We start from the raw sequence: 19,295 nt of genomic DNA, 5'->3' as shown, positions 1-19,295 counted from the left end.
GCTCAAGACAAAACTCAATTTTCGACGAGTCACTGTCCTGATATTTCGTATCCGAAATACCTCGGCCAGCGCCCACACGAATTACTTGGTTAACTTTTTAAAGAGCGTTGAGCTGTCGCTCAATCAAGGCCGCGTATTCTACATTGTTTCGCCACCTTGTCAACCGTTGATTTCGAAGAATTTTTAAAGCAATTTTTCGAATACTTTCAATCGGTTATCGCTGAGATGTTGCTCCGTTTCCGGCGCCGCCCCTCAAGCGAGATGCGCATTCTACAGAGCTTTGGGCAGGAGTCAACGGCCAATCTGAAAAAAAATCAAACCGGCCACCAAGGGCCCTGGCTCAGGCAACAATCACCACCCGGGCGATCTTCTTCTTGCCGGCCTGAATAACACAGTCATCACCTGCTACAAACATGCGTTCGCCTTCGAACTGCGAACCATCAACATAGACAGCACCACGGCCCAGCACATCCCGCGCTGCCGCTCCGTTCTTAACCAGCCCCGCCATGCGCAGGACCGCAGGCATCGGCAGACCATCCTGCCCCTCAAGGGAAACCTCAACTACCGGCACATTCTCCGGAATCTCGCCCAGCGCCACGCGATTGCCCGCCGATTTGTGCGCAGACTTTGCAGCCTCTTCGTCGTGGAAACGGGTGATCAATTCCTCCGCCAGGATCTTTTTGTAGTCCTGTGGATTGGCGCCTGCGCTGACTGCAGCACGGTATTCGTCAATCTCCGCCATCGGGCGGAAGCTGAGCAGCTCGAAATAACGCCACAGCAACTGGTCCGGCATGGACAGCAACTTGGTGTACATCTCACCCGGGGAATCGCTCACGCCGATATAGTTGCCCAGAGACTTGGACATCTTCTGAACGCCATCAAGCCCCTCCAGGATCGGCACGGTCAGAATTGCCTGCGGCTTCTGGCCATAATGCTTCTGAAGAATGCGCCCCATCAGCAGGTTGAATTTCTGGTCGGTACCGCCAAGCTCGATGTCCGCCTTCAACTCGACCGAGTCGTAACCCTGGATCAGCGGATACAGGAACTCGTGAATCGCAATCGGCTGCTCAGATCGATAGCGCTTGGTGAAGTCATCCCGCTCCAGCATCCTGGCGACGGTGTACTGGCCCGCCAGCCGGATCATGTCGGCGGCAGACATCTTGCCCATCCACTCGGAATTAAATACCACGCGGGTCTTGGCGGGGTCCAGGATCTTGAAAACCTGCTCTTTATAGGTGATCGCATTCTGGCGCACCTGCTCTTCCGTCAGCGGCGGCCGGGTAGCACTTTTTCCGGTAGGGTCACCGATCATGCCGGTGAAGTCGCCGATCAGGAAAATCACCTCATGGCCGAGATCCTGGAACTGACGAAGCTTATTGATCAGCACGGTGTGGCCAAAATGGAGATCCGGCGCAGTGGGGTCAAAGCCTGCCTTTACCCGCAGGGGGCGACCTTCCTTCAACTTTTCAATCAGATCCTCTTCGGGAATCAGCTCGTCAATACCGCGCTTGATGATAGCCAACGCTTCGTCTAGTGATGCCATGAACCTTTTGTCCCCAGTTTTAGGTGCAACAGGGCCTGCCGGTTACAGAGATCTACAAAAGACATCTGCGCGTTACCGGCTCCCTTGGTAAAGTAGCTCCTGATCACAAATCGATCAGGCTGAATATAATAAGGCCGGCATTATATCAGCGGCATAGCAGGTTGTACGACCAAGCAAAGACACCAACTGTAATGTTGCACTCTGTCCTGTTTATGTCATATACGGTAATCTGATGGTCTATACTTGAACTGGCGCTTTAATTAGCCGGCACAACCAACTGGAATACCGATTAAAACGGGTGAGCCACGTGCTGAAAAAATTTCCCAAGACACATATAACTCTGGCCGCAGCCGCCACCGTGGTTGTTACCACCGCTGCGCTCATGAGCCCCAGCGCCGATGTAGAAGCCCGGCGCATGTCTTACACCATCGACATTGAGCAGGGTGCCGCACCGGGCAACCCGGTTCCCGTCAAGCAAGCCACCAGACAGGCCGAACCGATTGAAGCTGCAGCAGAAGCCAACGCGCCAGCCGAAGTGCCCGCAACCGACGACCTGCCTGCAGTTCCAGCCGTTGTTGACACCGAGCCCACGCTGAACTGGAAAGAATTTGACATCAAATCCGGCGAGACGCTGTCATCCCTGTTCAAGAAGGCAGGCTTTAACGATGGCGTGATGCTCTCGGTGATTCACGGAGACGGCGAGGCTGACAAGCTACAGCGCCTGTACGCCGGTGAGCATATCCGCTTTGGTATCGATGACGAAGGCAGCCTGGCCGCCATCGAGCTGCAACGCAGCCTGCTGGAAACCCTGAAGATTGAAAAGACAGACTCCGGCTTTGTTGGCGAAACCGATATCCGCGAACCAGAGGCCCGCCCGGCATTTGCCACCGGCGTTATCGATGGCTCTCTATACCTGGCCGCTCGCGATGCCGGCCTTGATGACCGACTGACCATGGAGCTGGCCGGGATTTTCGGCTGGGATATCGATTTTGTTTACGATGTTCGCAAAGGCGACAGCTTTGAAGTGGTCTACGAAGAACTGTATGTAGACGGAGAAAAGTTCGACACCGGCCGCATTCTGTCTGCCCGCTTTATCAACCGCGGCAAAGAGAATGTAGCCCTGCTGTACACGGACACCAACGGCGACAGCGACTATTACACCCCGGAAGGCCAGAGTATGCGCAAGGCGTTCCTGCGGGTACCCATCAACGCCCGGCTGTCATCGCCCTTTAATCTGCAGCGCCGGCACCCGGTCCTGGATATCGTTCGCCCCCATGAAGGCACAGACTACGCAGCGCCTCCGGGCACACCCATCAAAGCCGCAGGTAACGGCCGTGTGCAGTTTGCCGGTTGGAAAGGTGGCTATGGCCGTACCGTTGTTCTCCAGCATGGCGACAACATTTCTACCCTGTATGCCCACATGAGCAAGCTGGGCAAGGGCATAAAGAACGGAACCCGTGTAAAGCAGGGCCAGACGATTGGCTATGTGGGCTCATCCGGCATGGTTACCGGCCCGCACCTGCACTACGAGTTCCGGGTTAACGGCGTTGCCAAGAACTCCCGGACCGTCAAGCTGCCAGATGCCCAGCCGGTGCCCAGTACCGAGATGGCGCGCTTCAAGCAACATACTGAACAGCGCCTGGCACAGTTCAACGTGTTCCGCGAAAGTGGCCGCCAGCTGGCATTCGCCTCGGATAACTGATCATGACGCTCTGGCTCGGCCTGATGTCGGGCACCAGCATGGACTCTGTCGATGCCGTGCTGGTGTCCTTCAGCGAGTCCGGCGTAACCATCCACGGTACGCTGTCTCTTCCATACCCTGAACAACTTCGCCACCGTCTGCTACAGGCGGTGCGCAACCAGGCCGACCCGGATGAAATTGGTGAACTGGACACACTCACCGGCCAGCACTTTGCCAAGGCCGCCAGCGACCTTATCCACCAGTCCGGAGTCCATCCGCAAGAGATCCGCGCCATCGGCAGCCACGGGCAGACTATCCGCCACCAACCGTCCGGCGCCGCGCCTTTTTCCATGCAGATTGGCAATGCTGCCTGGATTGCGGAAGCCACCGGCGTAACCACCGTTGCCGATTTCCGCTCGCGGGACATGGCCGCCCATGGCCAGGGTGCCCCCCTGGTTCCAGCCTTTCATCGCTGGCTGTTCGGTTCGGCGCAGCAGGATCGCTGCATTTTGAATCTTGGGGGCATTGCGAACATCACCTGGCTCCCTGCCGGGCAACGCAAACCGGTTATCGGTTTTGATACCGGGCCGGCGAACGCACTGCTCGATGCCTGGTGTCTGGACCAGACCGGCCGCCACTATGATGAGAACGGCCACTGGGCCCATGAAGGTGCCACTAACCCGGACCTTCTGGCCAGCCTGTTATCAGATGCCTATTTCAGCAAGGCTCCGCCCAAGAGCACCGGCAAGGAACGCTTCAATCTCGACTGGATTCACACCCACCTCCAGCGTTTTCCGGATTTGCCACCGGAAGACGTGCAAAGAACCCTGCTACAACTGACCATAACCACCATCCTCCAGCAACTGCCCCAGGAGAATGCCGATATGGCAGTGTTCGCCTGCGGCGGCGGCACCTTCAATCCGGTATTGATGAATGAGTTGAGACTGGGTTTGGGGTCGGTACACCTGGCCACAACTGCAGAGCTGGGGCTGGATCCGCAATGGGTGGAACCGGTAGCGTTTGCCTGGCTGGCCCGGCAAACCATAGCCGGCCTGCCGGGAAATCTGCCTGAGGTAACAGGCGCTTCAGGGGAAAGAATTCTGGGCGCGATTTACCCGGCCTGAATGCTCAGATAGAGAAGGAACTACCACAACCGCAGGTGGAACTGGCGTTCGGGTTTTGTACCACGAACTGAGAGCCCTGCAGTCCTTCCTGGTAATCGATGGTTGCGCCAACCAGGTACTGGTAGCTCATGGAGTCCACCAGCAGTTTCACGCCGTCCCGCTCGATCACCGTATCGTCGTCTTCCTGGTTCTCATCAAACGAGAAACCATACTGGAATCCGGAGCAACCACCGCCCGTAACAAATACGCGCAGCTTGAGACCAGGATTCTCTTCTTCCTCGATCAGCTCACGCACTTTGGCAACGGCGTTGTCACTGAAGAACAACGGGGTGGCCATTTGTTGGACTACACTCAAGATCTGCCTCCGGCAACGTATGACTGACTCACGATTATGGTATTCCTGACTAAAACAATCAACTATTCGGATTTACCCTCATCGGCTTCGGCCTTTGCGCCGTCATGAGTCAGCAGGCCACTGTTTTCGGTTTCCCGAACCAGGTTGCCGTTTACCGAAGCCCCCATGGCCATTTCGACCAGTTTGTAATAGACATTACCGGTGATCGACGCTTTTTCCGCCAGCTCAAGGTGGGCAGAGGAACGCACGTCACCCTTCACCTGGCCATTGATGATGATGTGCGGGGCAATCACATCGCCGGTGATCTCGCCAACTTCCGATACCCGGACTACCGCGTCGCTGCCTTCCTCGGCAATGACCCGGCCGCGAATCTTGCCGTCCACATGCAGGCCACCGGAAAAGTGCACATCACCTTCGATGGTGGTCCGGGACGAAATCAGGGTATCGAACTGCCCGGTCGCGCGGCGCGGTTTCTGTTTTTTCTTGCCCATCATCTATTCAGTACTCCGCTATCTGTTGCCAGTCGAAGGTGCGCTCAGCCTGTGACGCCTTGCGCCCTTCAGCCTGAGCCACTACCTGGATTTCAAGGGGTTCAAAGTTTTCAGGAAGCATCAGGCTACCTTCCACATCCTGAAAATACCGGAACCGGAATGCCACGCCGAGGTCTTCGATTTCATCGGACAGATCCCGCAGCGCGATCACTTCTTTTTCGCCGTCAAGGTTACCGATAACATTCACCGCCACAACCCCGGAAATGTAGCTTTTGTTATCTCCCACCTGGGTCAGCACCAGTTTGAAATCGAAGGCCCGGTTGTCCCGCCCGGGTAGCAGGGTAAAGCGGTCTACCTGCAGGCCCTCGGCCGTTTCTGAGGGTGCCATGATGTTGCGGTAGAAGGTCAGGTCCGCTTCCAGCTCGGAAATCCGGGTTTCCAGGTTGACCATGGTGTTCCGGGCTTCCCGGAGCGCGTGCTCGTCAATCGCCCGACCCCGCTCCAGGTTGACCATGTTCTGCCGGGCCTCACGATATTGGCCCCGCAACGTCTCTACTTCTTCCACCAGTTGCTCGCTGGATGCCTCGACCGAAGACAGCCGAAAGCCGCCCTGAGCCAGCCCGGCCACGTAGCCTGCCACGGCAGCAACCACGGTAAAGGTGAGCAGAATCACCGTCCGGCGCAGGCGGTGGCCCGGCCGGTGGCGGATAACAACATATTCTTCGGAAGGTTTGCGCGTGTCGCTCACAACTCAGCCTCAGGGCAGCAGAGCAGGTGCTTTCAGCCCCAGGGTTTCATCCAGGCCGAACATGATATTCATGTTCTGGATCGCTTGCCCGGCAGCGCCTTTAACCAGGTTGTCGATCACCGAGGTTACGATCACGATGTTGCTCTGTTCCTGGCGGTGAAGGGCCATACGGCAGCTATTGGCGCCGCGCACACTGCGGGTTTCCGGGTGGCTGCCGAAGGGCATGACATCCACGAACGGCTCGTTGCGGTACCGCTCTTCATACAGCGCCTGCAGGCGGTCGAAATCGGCGGCATCAGACAACTCGGCGTACAGTGTTGCTTCAATACCGCGAATCATCGGCACCAGGTGGGGTACAAAGGTAACACCCACGCTGGTTCCTGCGGCTTGGCTCAGGCCCTGGCGGATCTCCGGCAGGTGACGGTGCCCGGAAGCACCATAGGCCTTGAAGCTTTCCCCGACTTCGCCATGCAACATGCCGATCTTGCCCTGCCGGCCGGCACCGCTGGCACCGGACTTGGCATCGGCAATCAGCCGGGACGGATCCACCAGCCCGGACTCCAGCAACGGCAGGAAGCCAAGCTGCACGGCTGTCGGATAACAACCGGGATTGGCCACCAGCTGCGCCTGGCGGATTTCATCACGAACCACTTCCGGCAGGCCATAAACGGCTTTCTCTGCCCACTCCGGGCTTTCATGGGGCATACCGTACCAGTCGGCCCAGACATCCAGGTCTTTCAGGCGGAAATCCGCCGAAAGATCCACCACCCGCACGCCGGCTTTCATCAGCTCTGGCACTGCGCGCATGGCCACACCGTGGGGCGTGGCGAAAAACACCAGGTCGCACTCCGCCAGCACCGCGGGGTCCGGCTCGGAGAAAGCCAGGTCATAGTGACCACGCAGGTTGGGGTACATATCAGCCACCGGCATACCGGCTTCTGAACGGGAAGTGATGCAGGTAACTTCCGCTTCCGGATGAACCGCGAGGATTCTCAGCAGTTCCACACCTGTGTATCCGGTACCACCCACAATGCCTGTCTTTATCACACTAATCTCCAAGGTGTTCTGGCCAGAATTTGCCTGTAGTCTACCATGATAATCCAAGGACTTATTGCAGCCTTCAGACCCGGAGCTACAATGTCCGCCCAAACCCATTGACCAGGCCGTGTCAGCAACCGGAATCCCGCGCCAATGCGTAGTATCAGGCAACAGATTACCGAACATCTGATCCCCGTTTTCCGGCGGAGACTGTCCGGTGTGGATGCCCTGCCCCAACTGGCGGTGCTTGGCCTGTTATCCGGCATTGTAACCGGCGTGGTCATCCTGCTGTTCCGGCTTGCCATCGAATGGCCGCTGGAGTACTTCCTGCCGGGGACCGGTTCCGAGAACTTCGAGCAACTGGATATCCTTACCCGGGGCCTTCTGCCCCTGGCCGGCGCGCTGGGGCTCGGGCTGCTGCTGCACCGGCTCGCCATCCACGATCGCAAGGTCGGGATTGTGCACGTCATGGAGCGCCTGAATTACCACCAGGGCTACATTTCATTCCGCAGTGCCGTGGTGCAGTTTGTCGCCGGGGTGGCTACCGTGGTCAGTGGCCAGTCCGCCGGCCGGGAAGGCCCGGCGGTGCACCTGGGGGCTGCGTTTTCCAGCCTGCTCGGCCAGTGGATGCGCCTGCCCAACAACAGCATTCGTACCCTGGTGGCCTGTGGCTGTGCAGCGGCCATTTCCGCCTCGTTCAACACGCCCATTTCCGGCGTTATCTTCGCCATGGAAGTGGTGATGATGGAATACACCATTGCCGGATTTACCCCTATCATCCTGGCCGCTGTGAGCGCCGCCATTGTCACCCAGGTGGTTTACGGTTCCGAACCGGCGTTCAGCGTGCCTGCCCTGACCATGAACTCGATGCTGGAAATTCCCTGGATTATCGCCATTGCGGTGATTATCGGCATTGCTGCAGCGGCGTTTATCCAGCTGGTGGACAGCATGGGGCGTTTCCATCACCGGCCGGTGCTGTTGCGCATTGCCATGGCCGGCCTGCTGATGGTGCCTTTTGCTGTATTCATCCCGGAAACCATGGGCATCGGCTACGACACGGTCAGCCAGACCATTCACGGCGAAATGGCGTTCTGGCTGCTGCTCGGAGTGGGTGCCGCCAAGCTGATCATTACCGGCATTTCCATCGGCCTGGGCATGCCCAGCGGGGTGATCGGCCCCACGGTGTTTATGGGCGCCACCCTCGGCGGCGCCATGGGGCTGATCGGGGCCCAGATTTTTCCGGAGCAGGCTTCATCTGTGGGTTTCTACGCCATGCTGGGAATGGGCGCCATGATGGGCGCTGTATTGCAGGCTCCGTTGGCGGCCCTGATGGCACTCATGGAACTTACCCGTAACCCGAATATCATCCTGCCGGGCATGCTGATCATTACCACCGCCAGCCTGGTAACCAGTGAAGCCTTCGGCAAGAAATCGCTGTTCCTGACGATCCTGAAAAGCCAGGGGCTCAGCTACCAGAACTCCCCGGTGATCCAGGCCCTGCGCCGGGTTTCTGTGGGCGCCATCATGGACCGGAGCATTCTGCGCACCGAACGGGAACTGACAGTTGAGGAAGCCAGGAAGGCGCTCAAGTCCGAACCCAAGTGGTTGCTGATAGATGGCAGCAACGGACCCACGGCACTGCTGCCAGCGGTCGACCTGGCCCGTTACCTTGAAGACACCGCCAAGCAAGTGGCCGAAGAAGGTATCGAGGCGCCGGAGACGGTTGACCTGATGGAGATTCCGGCTAACCGGCGGGACGTTGCCCCGGTACAATACCAGGCCACCCTGGAAGAAGCCCTGAACGAGTTCGACAACTCCCAGGCCGAAGCGCTATACGTACAACGCCATGTGGCTCCGATGATCCAGCGGGTTTATGGTGTGGTCCTCCAATCCGATATCGAAAGTTATTACCAATACCGACGGAGCTGACAGATGCTGTGGGTTAAAGCCTTCCACATAATTTCCCTGGTGTGCTGGTTTGCCGGCATCTTCTACCTGCCCAGGTTGTTTGTGTATCACGCAGCTTGCGAAGACAAGCCCGGGCAGGAACGCTTCAAGATCATGGAGCGCAAGCTGTACCGCGGTATTACCACACCCTCGATGATTGCCACGGTGATCTTTGGTGTATGGCTGCTCAGCTATAACGTATCCGGTTATTTCAGCCAGGGCTGGCTGCACGTAAAGCTGCTGCTGGTGGCCCTGTTGATTGTCTACCACTTCTATTGCGGCCACCTGGTGAAGGTGTTCCGTGATGACAAAAACCACCGCAGCCATGTGTTCTACCGCTGGTTCAACGAACTCCCGGTATTTATCCTGCTGGCCGTGGTGATCCTGGCCGTTGTTAAACCTTTCTGAGGAGGCACAGCATTAACAATTACACCCGCCCACACGTTCTTGTACTGTCTGGCCTCGATCCGTCTGGCGGTGCCGGCATTCAGGCCGACATCCAGGCTATCACCTCACTGGGCGGCCACCCCCTGCCGGTTGTTACCTGCCTGACCGTACAGGACACCAACAACGTGTATGGCGCCGAAGCCGTTGACGCCCAGCTGATCCGCCAGCAATTGCAGTGCCTGGACAAAGACATCACCATCCACGCGGTAAAGACCGGGGCACTGGGCAACGCCGCCATTGTCGCTGTACTGAAGGACTTCCTGGACAGCCAGGATGACGAACTGCCCCTGATTGTCGATCCGGTCATCAAGGCCGCCGGTGGTGGCGACCTGGCCGATGACGAGCTGGTCCAGGCCATGAAGGACAAACTGTTCCCTCGCGCGGAAATGATCACCCCGAACGACGAAGAGCTGACACAACTCGGCGGCAGCGATGATGCCGACCAGGCCGCCCTGAACCTGCTGCAAGCCGGCTGTCGCTCCGTACTGGCAACCGGCGGCCACGGCACTGGCATTCACATTACCAACACCCTGTACAATCACTCCCCGGAACCCATGCACTGGGAAGTCGAGCGGGTTGGCAGTAACGAATACCACGGTACGGGTTGCACCCTGGCTGCCGCCATTGCCGCCGGGATGGCCAGCGGGTTATCAGCCCGGGCGTCCATCTCCCAGGCCCAGAACTATGTGCACCGCACCCTGCTGCATGCCCTCACCGTGGGCCAGGGCCAGCGGATTCCGGACCGGGGCATCCTGTGGGAACGCTGAGCCAGAAGTTGCAACCCGGGCTGTATGCAATCACCGACAACCGGCTGACACCCCCGGAAACCCTGCTGGATTCCGTTGAAGCCGCGCTGCGCGGTGGTGCCGTACTGGTGCAATACCGGGACAAGGGATCATCCTCCGCAGAAAGGCTGCGCCAGGCTGCAGACCTCAACAGCCTGTGCCGCAACGCCGGCGTGCCCCTGCTGATCAACGACGACCCGGAGCTGGCACACCGGGTTGGCGCGGCGGGCGTTCATATGGGCCAGGACGACGGCGCTCCGGTCGAAGCCCGCCGCCTGCTGGGCCCGGAGGCGATTATCGGCATCACCTGCCACCATCGCCTCGACCTGGCCCAGGCAGCAAAATCCGCCGGCGCCGATTACCTGGCCTTTGGCCGCTTCTACAACTCCGGCACCAAGCCCGGGGCGCCGGCGGCCAAGGCAACCGTGTTGACCGAAGCCAGGACACTGGGTTTGCCGATTACCGCCATTGGCGGCATAACCGCCGATAACGCCGAGCCGCTGATTCTGGCCGGCGCAGACCTGCTGGCCGTGGTCGGCGGTCTGTTCGGCGGCACACCAACCGAGATTGAAGCCCGGGCAAAGCAATTCTGCCAGCTGTTTGCCCGGCACCATCCGCTTTACACACATTCCGACTGACAGGAGCTCACTGTGACTCACTCTGAAGATCTGTTTGAACAGGCCCAGAAATACATCCCCGGCGGCGTTAACTCTCCGGTGCGGGCATTTCGTGGCGTGGGCGGCACCCCGGTGTTTTTCAACCATGCCGAAGGCGCCTACCTTTACGATGAAGACGGCAAGCGCTACATCGATTACATCGGCTCCTGGGGCCCGATGATCCTCGGTCATTCCGACCCGCGCATCAAAGCGGCACTGCACGCACAGGTCGACCTTGGCGTTGGCTACGGTGCGCCTACCGCCATCGAAACCGAGATGGCCAAGAAGGTGTGCGAACTGGTGCCGTCCATCGAGCTGGTTCGCATGGTCAACTCCGGCACCGAGGCCACCATGAGCGCCATCCGCCTGGCCCGTGGCTACACCGGCCGCGACAAGATAGTGAAGTTTGAAGGCTGCTACCACGGCCACGTGGACTCGCTGCTGGTGAAAGCCGGCTCCGGCGCCCTGACCCTGGGCGTGCCCAACTCCCCGGGCATCCCGGCCAGCCTGGCCGAGCACACCATTACCCTTACCTACAACGACATCGACAGTGTGCGGGAAACCTTCAAGGAGATCGGCGACCAGGTTGCCGCGATCATCGTGGAGCCGGTGGCCGGCAACATGAACTGCATTCCGCCGGTTCCGGGCTTCCTGGAAGGTTTGCGGGAAGTGTGTGACGAGCACGGCACCGTGCTGATTTTCGACGAAGTGATGACCGGTTTCCGGGTCTCCCTCGGCGGCGCCCAGGGTTACTACGGCATCACCCCGGACCTGACCGCACTGGGCAAGGTAATCGGTGGCGGCCTGCCAGTCGGGGCCTTCGGCGGCAAGCGGGAAATCATGGAGCACATCTCTCCGCTGGGCCCGGTTTACCAGGCAGGCACCCTGAGTGGTAACCCGCTGGCCATGACCGCCGGCCTGACCACCCTGAATGCCATTTCCGAGCCCGGCTTCCACGACAAACTGATCGAGAAGACCAACCAGGTGCGGGACGGCTTCAAAGCTGCAGCCGACGAAGCAGGCATTCCGCTGACCGTGCAGTCCGCCGGCGCCATGTTCGGTTTCTTCTTTACCAAGGAAGACTCCGTTACCCGCTTTGACCAGGTCATGGAGTGTGACGTAGAGCGCTTCAAGAAGTTCTTCCAGGGCATGCTGGCCGAAGGCGTGTACCTGGCACCGTCTGCGTTCGAGGCAGGTTTTGTGTGTGCCGCGTTGTCTGAAGAAGACATCGAGTTCACCATCGCCGCTGCGCGCAAGGTGATGGCTACCCTGTAACGGGTAAGCAAGCAGCCCCGGCCCGGGTCATCATCGGGCCGGGGCAACCTGTTGCTTTCAGAATACCCCTTCCAGCGAGACCGTCAGCGTATGCCGGTCGTAGTCATACCGGTCAATTCCACTGTCCTGGTTGCGATACAGCCACTGGTTGCGCACCAGCCACTGCCGGTTCAGCCAGTATTCCGCCATCAGCCCCAACTCCAGACGGGTGTCCTTCCGCCTGCGCTCCACCAACACATCCTGTTCCAGCCACTGGTGTGGTGAGTCATAGCGGCTGTGCCGCAGCGCGCTCTCTGCGCCTACCAGCAAATCCGGGTGTAACGGGTATATCGCCTCGATGCCGATTTCATGGTGGCGTGGCGAGACATTCACCACATAGCCTTCCTGGCTGAAATTGTCCCGGTTGTTGGACTCCCAGCGGTAGAAACCCTCCAGTAACCAGCGTTCAATCGTCCGTTCCCCCCGGGCTTCAAACCGATACCACTGGCCGTCATAGGCGCCATAACCGGGGCCGCCGTTTACCTGCTCTGCCGCCAGCTCAAAGGAACAACCGTGCAACAGGGCCGCCCCAGCACAGGCATCGGTGCGGGCCAGTAACGCCAGCCCGGCCCGGGTTTCCAGTTCATCGCCGCCAAGCCAGGCCCTGGAGCCGCCCCCACGTATTCCCAGTTCCCAGACATCGACCACCTGCAAAGCGGTTATCCGAGCCTGCAGTACCGAGGTGTCATAGTCGCTGTCGTGGTGATAGTCCTGGCCATAGAACACGCCATCCCAAACCAGTCGCCAACGCTCCGTGGCCTGGTAGCCAAGGCTGCCAGCCGCCACCAGCTCGGCAAAGGCGCTGCCGCGATTACTGGGTGAATCCTCGGGCACCCCGGCCATGTTGCTGTCGTAGCCCAGACCCGCAGAGATATAGCCCTGTCGGGCCAACATGGACTGCTGCCGGGAAGCGTTGTTCTGAACTGAAAGGTCCGCAAGCTGGCGCTCCGCAAGCTGCCGCACTTTATCCGGTGCGTCATCGGCTGCCGCCTGGCCAAACCAGTCGCGGGCCTGTCCGGTCCGGCCCTCAGCCAGTGCCACCAATCCGAGGTTATAACGGGCCAGGGCCTGGCTGTCGCCATTGAGTAACGTCGAAAAATGATTACGGGCCGCGGCATAGTCGCCGGTTTTGTAGCAGACCACGCCCAGGTTGTAGCGGAGTGCGGGCGTGTCGGCACCCAGCCCCAGCGAGCGCTCAAAGTGCTCCCGGGCCAGGGGGTAATTGCCTTCGCGGAATTGTTCGATACCGGCGGTCATCGCTTGCCCGGCAGAGTTATCGTCACTGGCACAGGCAGCACCGGCCAGTACCAGCAGGCTCAGAACAAGCAGGAATCTGAACAACAGGAAACCCCGAGGCTAGTGATTAGCAGATAAGCCCGGGTAAGGCCGGGCTGTCAGGGTTTTGAGGTTACCATAAGTGAGAAATTACGGACGTGACGATTGTGGCGGCATATCTGGCTTGCGCTCACGGGCATCCAGAGCCGGCTGTGGCAGCCGGTCAATTGCCGGTTCCGGCTTTTTTTCCCGAGCTTCCCTGGCCCGTTCAGATACTGACTGGCCAAAGTCGCGGCCACGCTCGCGGGCATCTTTTGACACTTCACGCCCCGGAGCATCCGGACGAGCCCGTCCCTGGTCGCCTGCCTTGCGCTGCAACACCGGTAATTCCGGCAGGCGGATTTCGCGGGTAACCGAGTTGGTCAGGTCTTCGCTGTCTTCCACCATACGCATGGTGACATCCAGGTCATTCGCCGCAGCTAAGGGCGCCACAACCAGCAAACTGGTGGTCAGCAGCCAACCGCCAAACGTTATGTTTTTACCAACACTCATGTTGCCGGTTCCTCCTGCTCATTGGGCACACTGTTACCGGGATGCTGGGGCACAACCGCCCGGAACACCTTCTGTCGCCCGTTGGCATCCAGTTCTGCAATCAGCTCACCGGCACCGGGAAACAGGATTTTCAGGGGCAGGGCCAGCACGTTATCGCCCTGTTCAAGGCTGACCTGCCAGCTAACCCGGTGCTGGCCCGGCAATCCGGACAGTTCCACATGGGGCGGCAACGCCAGGGTAAGCGTGACATTATCCAGGGGCTCACCGGCCGTGAAGGCCAGCCGTACCGTTCTGTCCACGGGCTCCGGCATCGGGCCAGCACTCTGCTCCTCCGGCGCCGGCTCACTGGCCAGTTGCGGCACAGGGTCCGGCTCCGGCATTCCACGCCCCAGCATCAGCCCGAGTACCAGGGCGGCAGCTACCGCACCACCCCAGGCCAGGTGAACCTTGCGGCCCTGACCGGAACCGGATGCCGCGGCCAACACCCGGCTTTCGAAATCCGCCGAAGCGGCCGGTACCGCATAGCGACTGGCCAGCTCGTCCTTCAGGACCGCTTCGATCTCTGCCTGCCGGGCACAAGACTGGCAGTGCTCCAGGTGCGCGCGCACCTGCTGCGCCTCCCCGGAAGCCAGCTGATTCCTGACCAAGTCAGGCAATTGTGATCGAATTTGCGAACAGGACATAGTCATCACCTCACAGTTCCTGACGCCCGGAACCGGGTTCCGGTTCCATGCATTCCTGAAGAAATTTTCGCAGGTTGGCCCGGCACCGGTGCAAGCGGGATTTTACCGTTCCCACCGGCACACCCAGCACCTCGGCAACATCTTCCTGACGCCAGCCATCCACATCGTGCAGCAGCAACAACGTGCGCTGATCCGGTGACAATCGTGCCAACGCCTTGTCCAGCATCGGGCCCAGCTGCGCCTGCCCCAGGGCCAGTTCCGGTGAATGGTCGTCCGCTTCCAGTGAATCCAGCCAGTCTGACTGGCTGTCGGCATCCATCAGGTCACTCACCGGCTGATCCGCCTGGCGACTCTTCTTGCGCAGGCCATCAATAAACTGCCGGTACAGAACCCGGTTCAGCCACGGGCGCAGCTGGTCTACGGATTCGAGTTCATCAAGCCGGGGGTAAAGTTTGACCACCACATCCTGCACAAGGTCTTCGGCATCCTGGCTGTTGCCGGTCAGTCGCCAGGCGAAGCTGTGCATAGCTTGCAGGTGCGGCTGCACCAGCCGCTGAAAACGCTTCTGGGCTGAGGGACGAAACGGAAGGATTGCCAAAAAACGACTGCCTGGTTGCGGTTTCGGGAAGCGCGCAGTCTATAACAGCTGCGCCCGCCATGCACTTGCCACGCACTATGGCCAAAACATGTGCAAATGTTAATCAAAGTGATGGAACCCCACCCGCAACGGCTTCGTGAGCTCAATACTGGCGACCACAACGCCGGACTTACAACGGAAAGAATACAAACCGGAGGATTTATGAAGAATTCAACCAAGGTATTCGCAGTTTCCGCCCTCGCCGGCGCCCTGGCTGCCTGCGGTGGCAGTGGCAGCGACGGAGGCAGTACCGGACAAACAGGTACAGTTTCGGTAGGACTGACAGATGCGCCTGTAGACCATGCCGAGGCCGTAAACATCGAAGTCACAGCTCTTGTACTCAAGCACCAGGATGGTTCTCCGGTGAGATACGAGCTGGAGATTCCCGAGCCGGTCAACCTGCTTGATTACCAGAATGGTCAGGTAAAGGCACTTCTGGACCGGGAAGAGCTGGATGCCGGCGAGTACCAGTGGGTAAGACTGGAAATCGGCGAAAACAACAACATCGTGATTGACGGCGGGGAAAACCCGCTTACCACTCCCTCAGCCCGAGGCATTCAAACCAGCGGATTCACGGTGCCTGCTGGCGGCGAAGTAGCAATCACCATTGATTTTGACGTCAGGAAGTCGATCGTTAACCCCCAGAACGACCCGAACAGTTACAAGCTGAAGCCGGTACTTCGCCTGGTTGATAACGCCCAGGTTGGTACGATTACCGGCGCAGTCAGTGCGGAACTGATCACTGAGGCTTGCGGGGGCGTGGCCACAACAGATGGTTTCTTGGGCAATATTTATGTGCATGCCGGAGCGGACCAGACCCCTGATGACATTGGCAGTGCCAACGAGCCATTGGTCGTGGTGCCAGTCGAATATGGAGAGGAGTACAGCTACCAGGCAAGCTTCATTCCGGAAGGTGACTACACGGTCAGCTACACCTGCGACAGCGACCTGATCGAGGATACGGAAGGCAACCCATCAGACGATGAACTGAACTTCACCAACGGCCAGAACGCTACCGTAACGGCTGGAGAAACAACCACTGTAAACTTCTAAACCATTACGGGGCTGCCAATTAGCAGCCCCGTTCAGCCTTACAACGCCCGTGCCCGATCCTCGGCCTGGCTGGCCCCCGCAACATTTCCCCTCGCCCGACGAATATCCGCCAGCAACAGCCAGCCTGAACGCTGCAGGCTTGAGTTGTTGCCCGCCAGCGACAGCCCCTTCAGGGTGAACTGCTCCGCCGCACCCAGGTTGTCACCGGCCACATAGGCTTCTGCCAGCTTGAAATAGACCTCTGCCGAACGGGGCGCGATTCGCTGTGCCCGCTCCAGACTGGAGATTGCTCCGGCAGAATCCCCTTGTTGCAAACGCTGGTCGGCGTCCCGAATCAGGGTTACCGCCGCTGCCGGCAGGGCGTCCCCGGATTCCCGGTAGCTAGGGGTACGGGACGGCTGTTCCGGCTCGCTCACGGCGGGCTCTTCGCTTTTGCGCCAGACACGAGGCTCCTGTTCAGAATTCTGTTCAGGCTCCGCAGTTCTCGGCGGCTCGGGTGCCCGGGAGGGTTCGCCGCCGCCCATCGGCGCATAAATGGAGCCACCACCGGGGCCGCTGGCACAACCCGCCAGGGCCAGCGCCAGGGCAAGCGGTGCGAAACGGATACTGGTTACTTTTATCATTGGAACAATCCTTCAAACCAACTGCGAATTTGCCGGCCGATATTGCCGTTGCAATCTGTGCTCATTACCGGCTCGCTGCCGGTAATAAATGGCACCAGCCGGGCATTGGCACAGCCCTCACCGGTCAGAGCCTGGGCCTCGGCATCTACCCAATGATACTGCACGCCGTCCGGCATTACCGGTGAAAACCCGTGCTGGGGAATCTGCGACATCATGGATGACCACACCGGCAGCGCGCCAGAGGCGCCGGTCAGCACCGTTGGCCCGTTGTCGTCACGGCCCACCCAGGCTACCGCCAGCAAGTCGCCGCTGAAGCCGGCAAACCAGGCATCCCGGCCATCATCGGTGGTGCCGGTCTTACCGGCCAGGGTGAGCTGGTCAGGCAAGGTATAGTAGGCAGAGCGGCCGGTGCCTTCCTGCATGGTTTCCTGCATGGCGTACTGCACCAGGTGCACGGCGGCCGGGTCTGCCACCTGGTCCACTTTCAGGTTGTAGCGGGACAACGGCTCGTTGTCGGCATCGGTCACTTCCCGGATGGTGCGCAAGGGGGTGTTGAAACCGCCGGTGGCCAGGCCCTGATACAGCTGGGCCACATCCACCGGAGCCAGGGACACAGAACCCAGTAGCATCGACGGGTAATCGGATATCGGCGTGGTCACCCCGAAATCCCGGAGTGTTTGCTGAACATTCGGAATGCCGATATCCAGCCCCACCCGCACCGCAGGCAGGTTATAGGATTTGGACAGGGCCAGGTGCAAAGGCACTTCGCCGCGCTCTTCCTTATCAAAGTTTTTCGGCTGCCAGAGCCGGCCGTCATCGAATTCCAGGGTGAACGCCTGGTCTTTCACCGGCGTGATCAGCGTGTAGCGATCCGGCTGTTCCAGGGCGGTCAGGTAAACAAACGGCTTGATCAGAGAACCCATCGGCCGGTGGGCATCCACCGCCCGGTTAAAGCCGGCAAATTGCGGATCCTTGCCACCCACCAGTGCCAGTACCTCGCCGGTATCCTTTGCGGTGACCACCAGTGCGGCTTCCAGTTCATCCGCATTGGCCAGTTTCGGCAGGGTTTTGCTGACCGCTGTTTCCGAAGCATGCTGCACCGCAGGGTCAAGTGTAGTGAAAATACGCAGCCCCTCACTCTGCAGGTCTTCCTGCTGGTAATCCCGGGCCAGGTGCCGGTGCACCAGGTCGATGTAGGCAGGGTAACGGTTCTCGGTAAACGAAGGCTTTGCGCTTACGCCCAGCGGCCGTGATTTCTGCTTCGCCAGCTCCGGTTCGGCCAGCAGCCCGGCCTCGGCCATTTCATCCAGCACCAGGTTCCGGCGCGACGTGGCCCGTTCCGGGTGTCGGCGAGGATTGTAATAGCTGGGGCCTTTTACCATACCAATCAACAGTGCCAGCTGGTGCGGGGCCAGGTCTTTCAGGCTTTCACCAAAATAGAACTGGCTGGCCAGGCCGAAGCCATGAATGCTGCGGGTGCCCGCCTGCCCCAGATACACTTCGTTCAGATAGGTTTCCAGGATGTCGTCTTTGTCGTAATGCAGCTCCAGCAAAATCGACATCAGGGCTTCGTTGCCTTTACGAACCAGTGTCTGCTCCCGGCTCAGGAAGAAGTTTTTCACCAGCTGCTGGGTCAGGGTACTGCCGCCCTGAACAATCCCGCCCGCCTTGATATTGGCCAGCATGGCCCGGGCAATGGACAGCGGCGCAACGCCAAAGTGATCGTAGAAACGGCGGTCTTCCACCGCCATCAGGCCCAGCGGCAGCAATTCCGGAACCTCTTCCAGTTGCACCAGTACCCGGTCTTCCCGATGGGCCGGGTAGATACCCCCAATGCGTGCCGGTTCCAGCCGCACAATCGCAGCCGATGGCCCCGCCAGTACTGAGAACGAGCTGACCCGGTCGCCACTCACCACCAGCGATAACCGGCGCCGGGCTTCTTCACCGTCCGGGAACAGGAAACCACGGGTACTGATGACAAAACGGCCACCATTACGCTGATAAGTGCCGGCCCGCACGCCATCACCCGGCCGATAACCGGACAGCTCCAGTTCACGCACCAGGCTCCCTGCGCTTACGCTGGCGCCGTCATACAGTTCCAGTGGCCGGGCATACACCCGGGATGGCACCTCAAAGCGCCGGCCTTCGAAACGGGAGGTGACCACCGCATCCAGGTACACCATCCAGCCGGCCAGCAACACCAGCCCCAGGGCACCGGCCCGGAACATGAAACGCCAGAACCCGGATTTCCGGTTTCCGGAGCGGGATTTGGGAGATTTTTTACGGGAAGAAGATGATTTACTCATGCCGCGATTATAACGAAGCCACATGGGCGACCGGCAG

At 59.6% G+C, this 19,295-nt stretch carries 19 protein-coding genes; 8 read left to right on the top strand and 11 right to left on the bottom strand.

Features of this window, described 5'->3' with window-relative positions:
* Positions 1 to 340 precede the first annotated feature (340 nt).
* Positions 341 to 1,543, bottom strand: coding sequence for a tyrosine--tRNA ligase (tyrS, locus tag Q668_RS14050; RefSeq protein WP_022990258.1), 1,203 nt, complete (start codon positions 1,541 to 1,543; stop codon positions 341 to 343).
* Positions 1,544 to 1,850: 307 nt separating this feature from the next.
* Between tyrS and Q668_RS14045 the strand changes: the two genes are divergently transcribed.
* Together Q668_RS14045 and Q668_RS14040 are read left to right on the top strand one after the other, a co-directional pair.
* Positions 1,851 to 3,245 (top strand): peptidoglycan DD-metalloendopeptidase family protein, encoded by a 1,395-nt coding sequence (locus tag Q668_RS14045; protein WP_036220093.1) that lies wholly within the window; start codon positions 1,851 to 1,853, stop codon positions 3,243 to 3,245.
* Between the two features lie 2 nt (positions 3,246 to 3,247).
* Entirely contained in the window at positions 3,248 to 4,348 is a 1,101-nt protein-coding gene (locus tag Q668_RS14040) for an anhydro-N-acetylmuramic acid kinase (protein ID WP_022990256.1), read from the top strand.
* 4 nt (positions 4,349 to 4,352) lie between these two features.
* Here the strand turns inward: Q668_RS14040 and erpA are convergent, their stop codons facing one another.
* The 4 genes from erpA to argC all read right to left on the bottom strand — a co-directional run bounded on the left by erpA (position 4,353) and on the right by argC (position 6,989).
* The gene (erpA, locus tag Q668_RS14035; RefSeq protein WP_022990255.1) at positions 4,353 to 4,685 is read right to left on the bottom strand and encodes an iron-sulfur cluster insertion protein ErpA; all 333 of its coding nucleotides are present in this window, start codon (positions 4,683 to 4,685) and stop codon (positions 4,353 to 4,355) included.
* A gap of 80 nt (positions 4,686 to 4,765) precedes the next feature.
* Entirely contained in the window at positions 4,766 to 5,197 is a 432-nt protein-coding gene (locus Q668_RS14030) for a bactofilin family protein (protein ID WP_022990254.1), read from the bottom strand.
* Between the two features lie 4 nt (positions 5,198 to 5,201).
* Entirely contained in the window at positions 5,202 to 5,942 is a 741-nt protein-coding gene (locus Q668_RS14025) for a DUF6776 family protein (RefSeq protein WP_022990253.1), read from the bottom strand.
* 9 nt (positions 5,943 to 5,951) lie between these two features.
* Positions 5,952 to 6,989, bottom strand: a complete 1,038-nt coding sequence (gene argC, locus Q668_RS14020; protein ID WP_036220073.1) for an N-acetyl-gamma-glutamyl-phosphate reductase — start codon at positions 6,987 to 6,989, stop codon at positions 5,952 to 5,954.
* Positions 6,990 to 7,133: 144 nt separating this feature from the next.
* On the opposite strand from argC, the gene Q668_RS14015 reads away from it, so the two are divergent.
* From Q668_RS14015 to hemL, 5 genes are read left to right on the top strand one after another with little or no spacing between them, the layout of a single operon-like run.
* A complete protein-coding gene (locus tag Q668_RS14015; RefSeq protein ID WP_022990251.1) occupies positions 7,134 to 8,909 on the top strand; it encodes a chloride channel protein in 1,776 nt (591 codons plus the stop codon).
* A gap of 3 nt (positions 8,910 to 8,912) precedes the next feature.
* The gene (gene hemJ / locus Q668_RS14010) at positions 8,913 to 9,335 is read left to right on the top strand and encodes a protoporphyrinogen oxidase HemJ (protein ID WP_022990250.1); all 423 of its coding nucleotides are present in this window, start codon (positions 8,913 to 8,915) and stop codon (positions 9,333 to 9,335) included.
* Positions 9,336 to 9,379: 44 nt separating this feature from the next.
* Complete coding sequence (gene thiD / locus Q668_RS14005; RefSeq protein WP_036220069.1) at positions 9,380 to 10,141, top strand: bifunctional hydroxymethylpyrimidine kinase/phosphomethylpyrimidine kinase; 762 nt, start codon at positions 9,380 to 9,382, stop codon at positions 10,139 to 10,141.
* Entirely contained in the window at positions 10,138 to 10,797 is a 660-nt protein-coding gene (gene thiE, locus Q668_RS14000) for a thiamine phosphate synthase (protein ID WP_036220090.1), read from the top strand. The genes thiD and thiE overlap by 4 nt, the downstream gene beginning before the upstream one ends.
* Positions 10,798 to 10,809: 12 nt before the next feature.
* Complete coding sequence (hemL, locus tag Q668_RS13995) at positions 10,810 to 12,090, top strand: glutamate-1-semialdehyde 2,1-aminomutase (RefSeq protein ID WP_022990247.1); 1,281 nt, start codon at positions 10,810 to 10,812, stop codon at positions 12,088 to 12,090.
* Positions 12,091 to 12,147: 57 nt separating this feature from the next.
* Here hemL and Q668_RS13990 read toward each other — a convergent pair whose 3' ends face one another.
* The 4 genes from Q668_RS13990 to Q668_RS13975 all read right to left on the bottom strand — a co-directional run bounded on the left by Q668_RS13990 (position 12,148) and on the right by Q668_RS13975 (position 15,237).
* Complete coding sequence (locus Q668_RS13990) at positions 12,148 to 13,470, bottom strand: tetratricopeptide repeat protein (protein ID WP_022990246.1); 1,323 nt, start codon at positions 13,468 to 13,470, stop codon at positions 12,148 to 12,150.
* Positions 13,471 to 13,554: 84 nt separating this feature from the next.
* The gene (locus Q668_RS13985) at positions 13,555 to 13,956 is read right to left on the bottom strand and encodes a hypothetical protein (protein ID WP_022990245.1); all 402 of its coding nucleotides are present in this window, start codon (positions 13,954 to 13,956) and stop codon (positions 13,555 to 13,557) included.
* Positions 13,953 to 14,639 carry an anti-sigma factor family protein gene (locus Q668_RS13980; protein ID WP_227498367.1) on the bottom strand — a complete coding sequence of 229 codons (687 nt, stop codon included), beginning with the start codon at positions 14,637 to 14,639 and terminating at the stop codon, positions 13,953 to 13,955. Before Q668_RS13980 ends, Q668_RS13985 begins: the two co-directional genes overlap by 4 nt.
* 10 nt (positions 14,640 to 14,649) lie before the next feature.
* Positions 14,650 to 15,237, bottom strand: a complete 588-nt coding sequence (locus tag Q668_RS13975) for an RNA polymerase sigma factor (protein ID WP_022990243.1) — start codon at positions 15,235 to 15,237, stop codon at positions 14,650 to 14,652.
* Positions 15,238 to 15,438: 201 nt separating this feature from the next.
* Between Q668_RS13975 and Q668_RS13970 the strand changes: the two genes are divergently transcribed.
* Positions 15,439 to 16,329 (top strand): DUF4382 domain-containing protein, encoded by an 891-nt coding sequence (locus Q668_RS13970; protein ID WP_022990242.1) that lies wholly within the window; start codon positions 15,439 to 15,441, stop codon positions 16,327 to 16,329.
* 38 nt (positions 16,330 to 16,367) lie between these two features.
* Here the strand turns inward: Q668_RS13970 and Q668_RS13965 are convergent, their stop codons facing one another.
* Complete coding sequence (locus Q668_RS13965; RefSeq protein ID WP_022990241.1) at positions 16,368 to 16,952, bottom strand: tetratricopeptide repeat protein; 585 nt, start codon at positions 16,950 to 16,952, stop codon at positions 16,368 to 16,370.
* The gene (mrcB, locus tag Q668_RS13960) at positions 16,949 to 19,258 is read right to left on the bottom strand and encodes a penicillin-binding protein 1B (RefSeq protein ID WP_036220081.1); all 2,310 of its coding nucleotides are present in this window, start codon (positions 19,256 to 19,258) and stop codon (positions 16,949 to 16,951) included. The genes Q668_RS13965 and mrcB overlap by 4 nt, the downstream gene beginning before the upstream one ends.
* Positions 19,259 to 19,295: the final 37 nt, after the last annotated feature.

It is taken from the genome of Marinobacter sp. ES-1, assembly GCF_000475255.1.
Classification (GTDB): Bacteria; Pseudomonadota; Gammaproteobacteria; order Pseudomonadales; family Oleiphilaceae; genus Marinobacter; species Marinobacter vinifirmus.
The sequence above is the reverse complement of the archived record's forward strand: the minus strand, read 5'-3'. Positions and strand labels throughout refer to the sequence as shown.

Bases quoted from the DNA above. Each gene is read 5' to 3' on its own strand.
- Q668_RS13965 (WP_022990241.1), bottom strand. From the start codon at position 16,952: ATGATAAAAGTAACCAGTATCCGTTTCGCACCGCTTGCCCTGGCGCTG.
- Q668_RS13970 (WP_022990242.1), top strand. From the start codon at position 15,439: ATGAAGAATTCAACCAAGGTATTCGCAGTTTCCGCCCTCGCCGGCGCC.
- Q668_RS14015 (WP_022990251.1), top strand. From the start codon at position 7,134: ATGCGTAGTATCAGGCAACAGATTACCGAACATCTGATCCCCGTTTTC.
- mrcB (WP_036220081.1), bottom strand. From the start codon at position 19,258: ATGAGTAAATCATCTTCTTCCCGTAAAAAATCTCCCAAATCCCGCTCC.
- Q668_RS14040 (WP_022990256.1), top strand. From the start codon at position 3,248: ATGACGCTCTGGCTCGGCCTGATGTCGGGCACCAGCATGGACTCTGTC.
- Q668_RS13980 (WP_227498367.1), bottom strand. From the start codon at position 14,639: ATGTCCTGTTCGCAAATTCGATCACAATTGCCTGACTTGGTCAGGAAT.
- hemJ (WP_022990250.1), top strand. From the start codon at position 8,913: ATGCTGTGGGTTAAAGCCTTCCACATAATTTCCCTGGTGTGCTGGTTT.
- tyrS (WP_022990258.1), bottom strand. From the start codon at position 1,543: ATGGCATCACTAGACGAAGCGTTGGCTATCATCAAGCGCGGTATTGAC.
- erpA (WP_022990255.1), bottom strand. From the start codon at position 4,685: ATGGCCACCCCGTTGTTCTTCAGTGACAACGCCGTTGCCAAAGTGCGT.
- Q668_RS13985 (WP_022990245.1), bottom strand. From the start codon at position 13,956: ATGAGTGTTGGTAAAAACATAACGTTTGGCGGTTGGCTGCTGACCACC.
- Q668_RS14030 (WP_022990254.1), bottom strand. From the start codon at position 5,197: ATGATGGGCAAGAAAAAACAGAAACCGCGCCGCGCGACCGGGCAGTTC.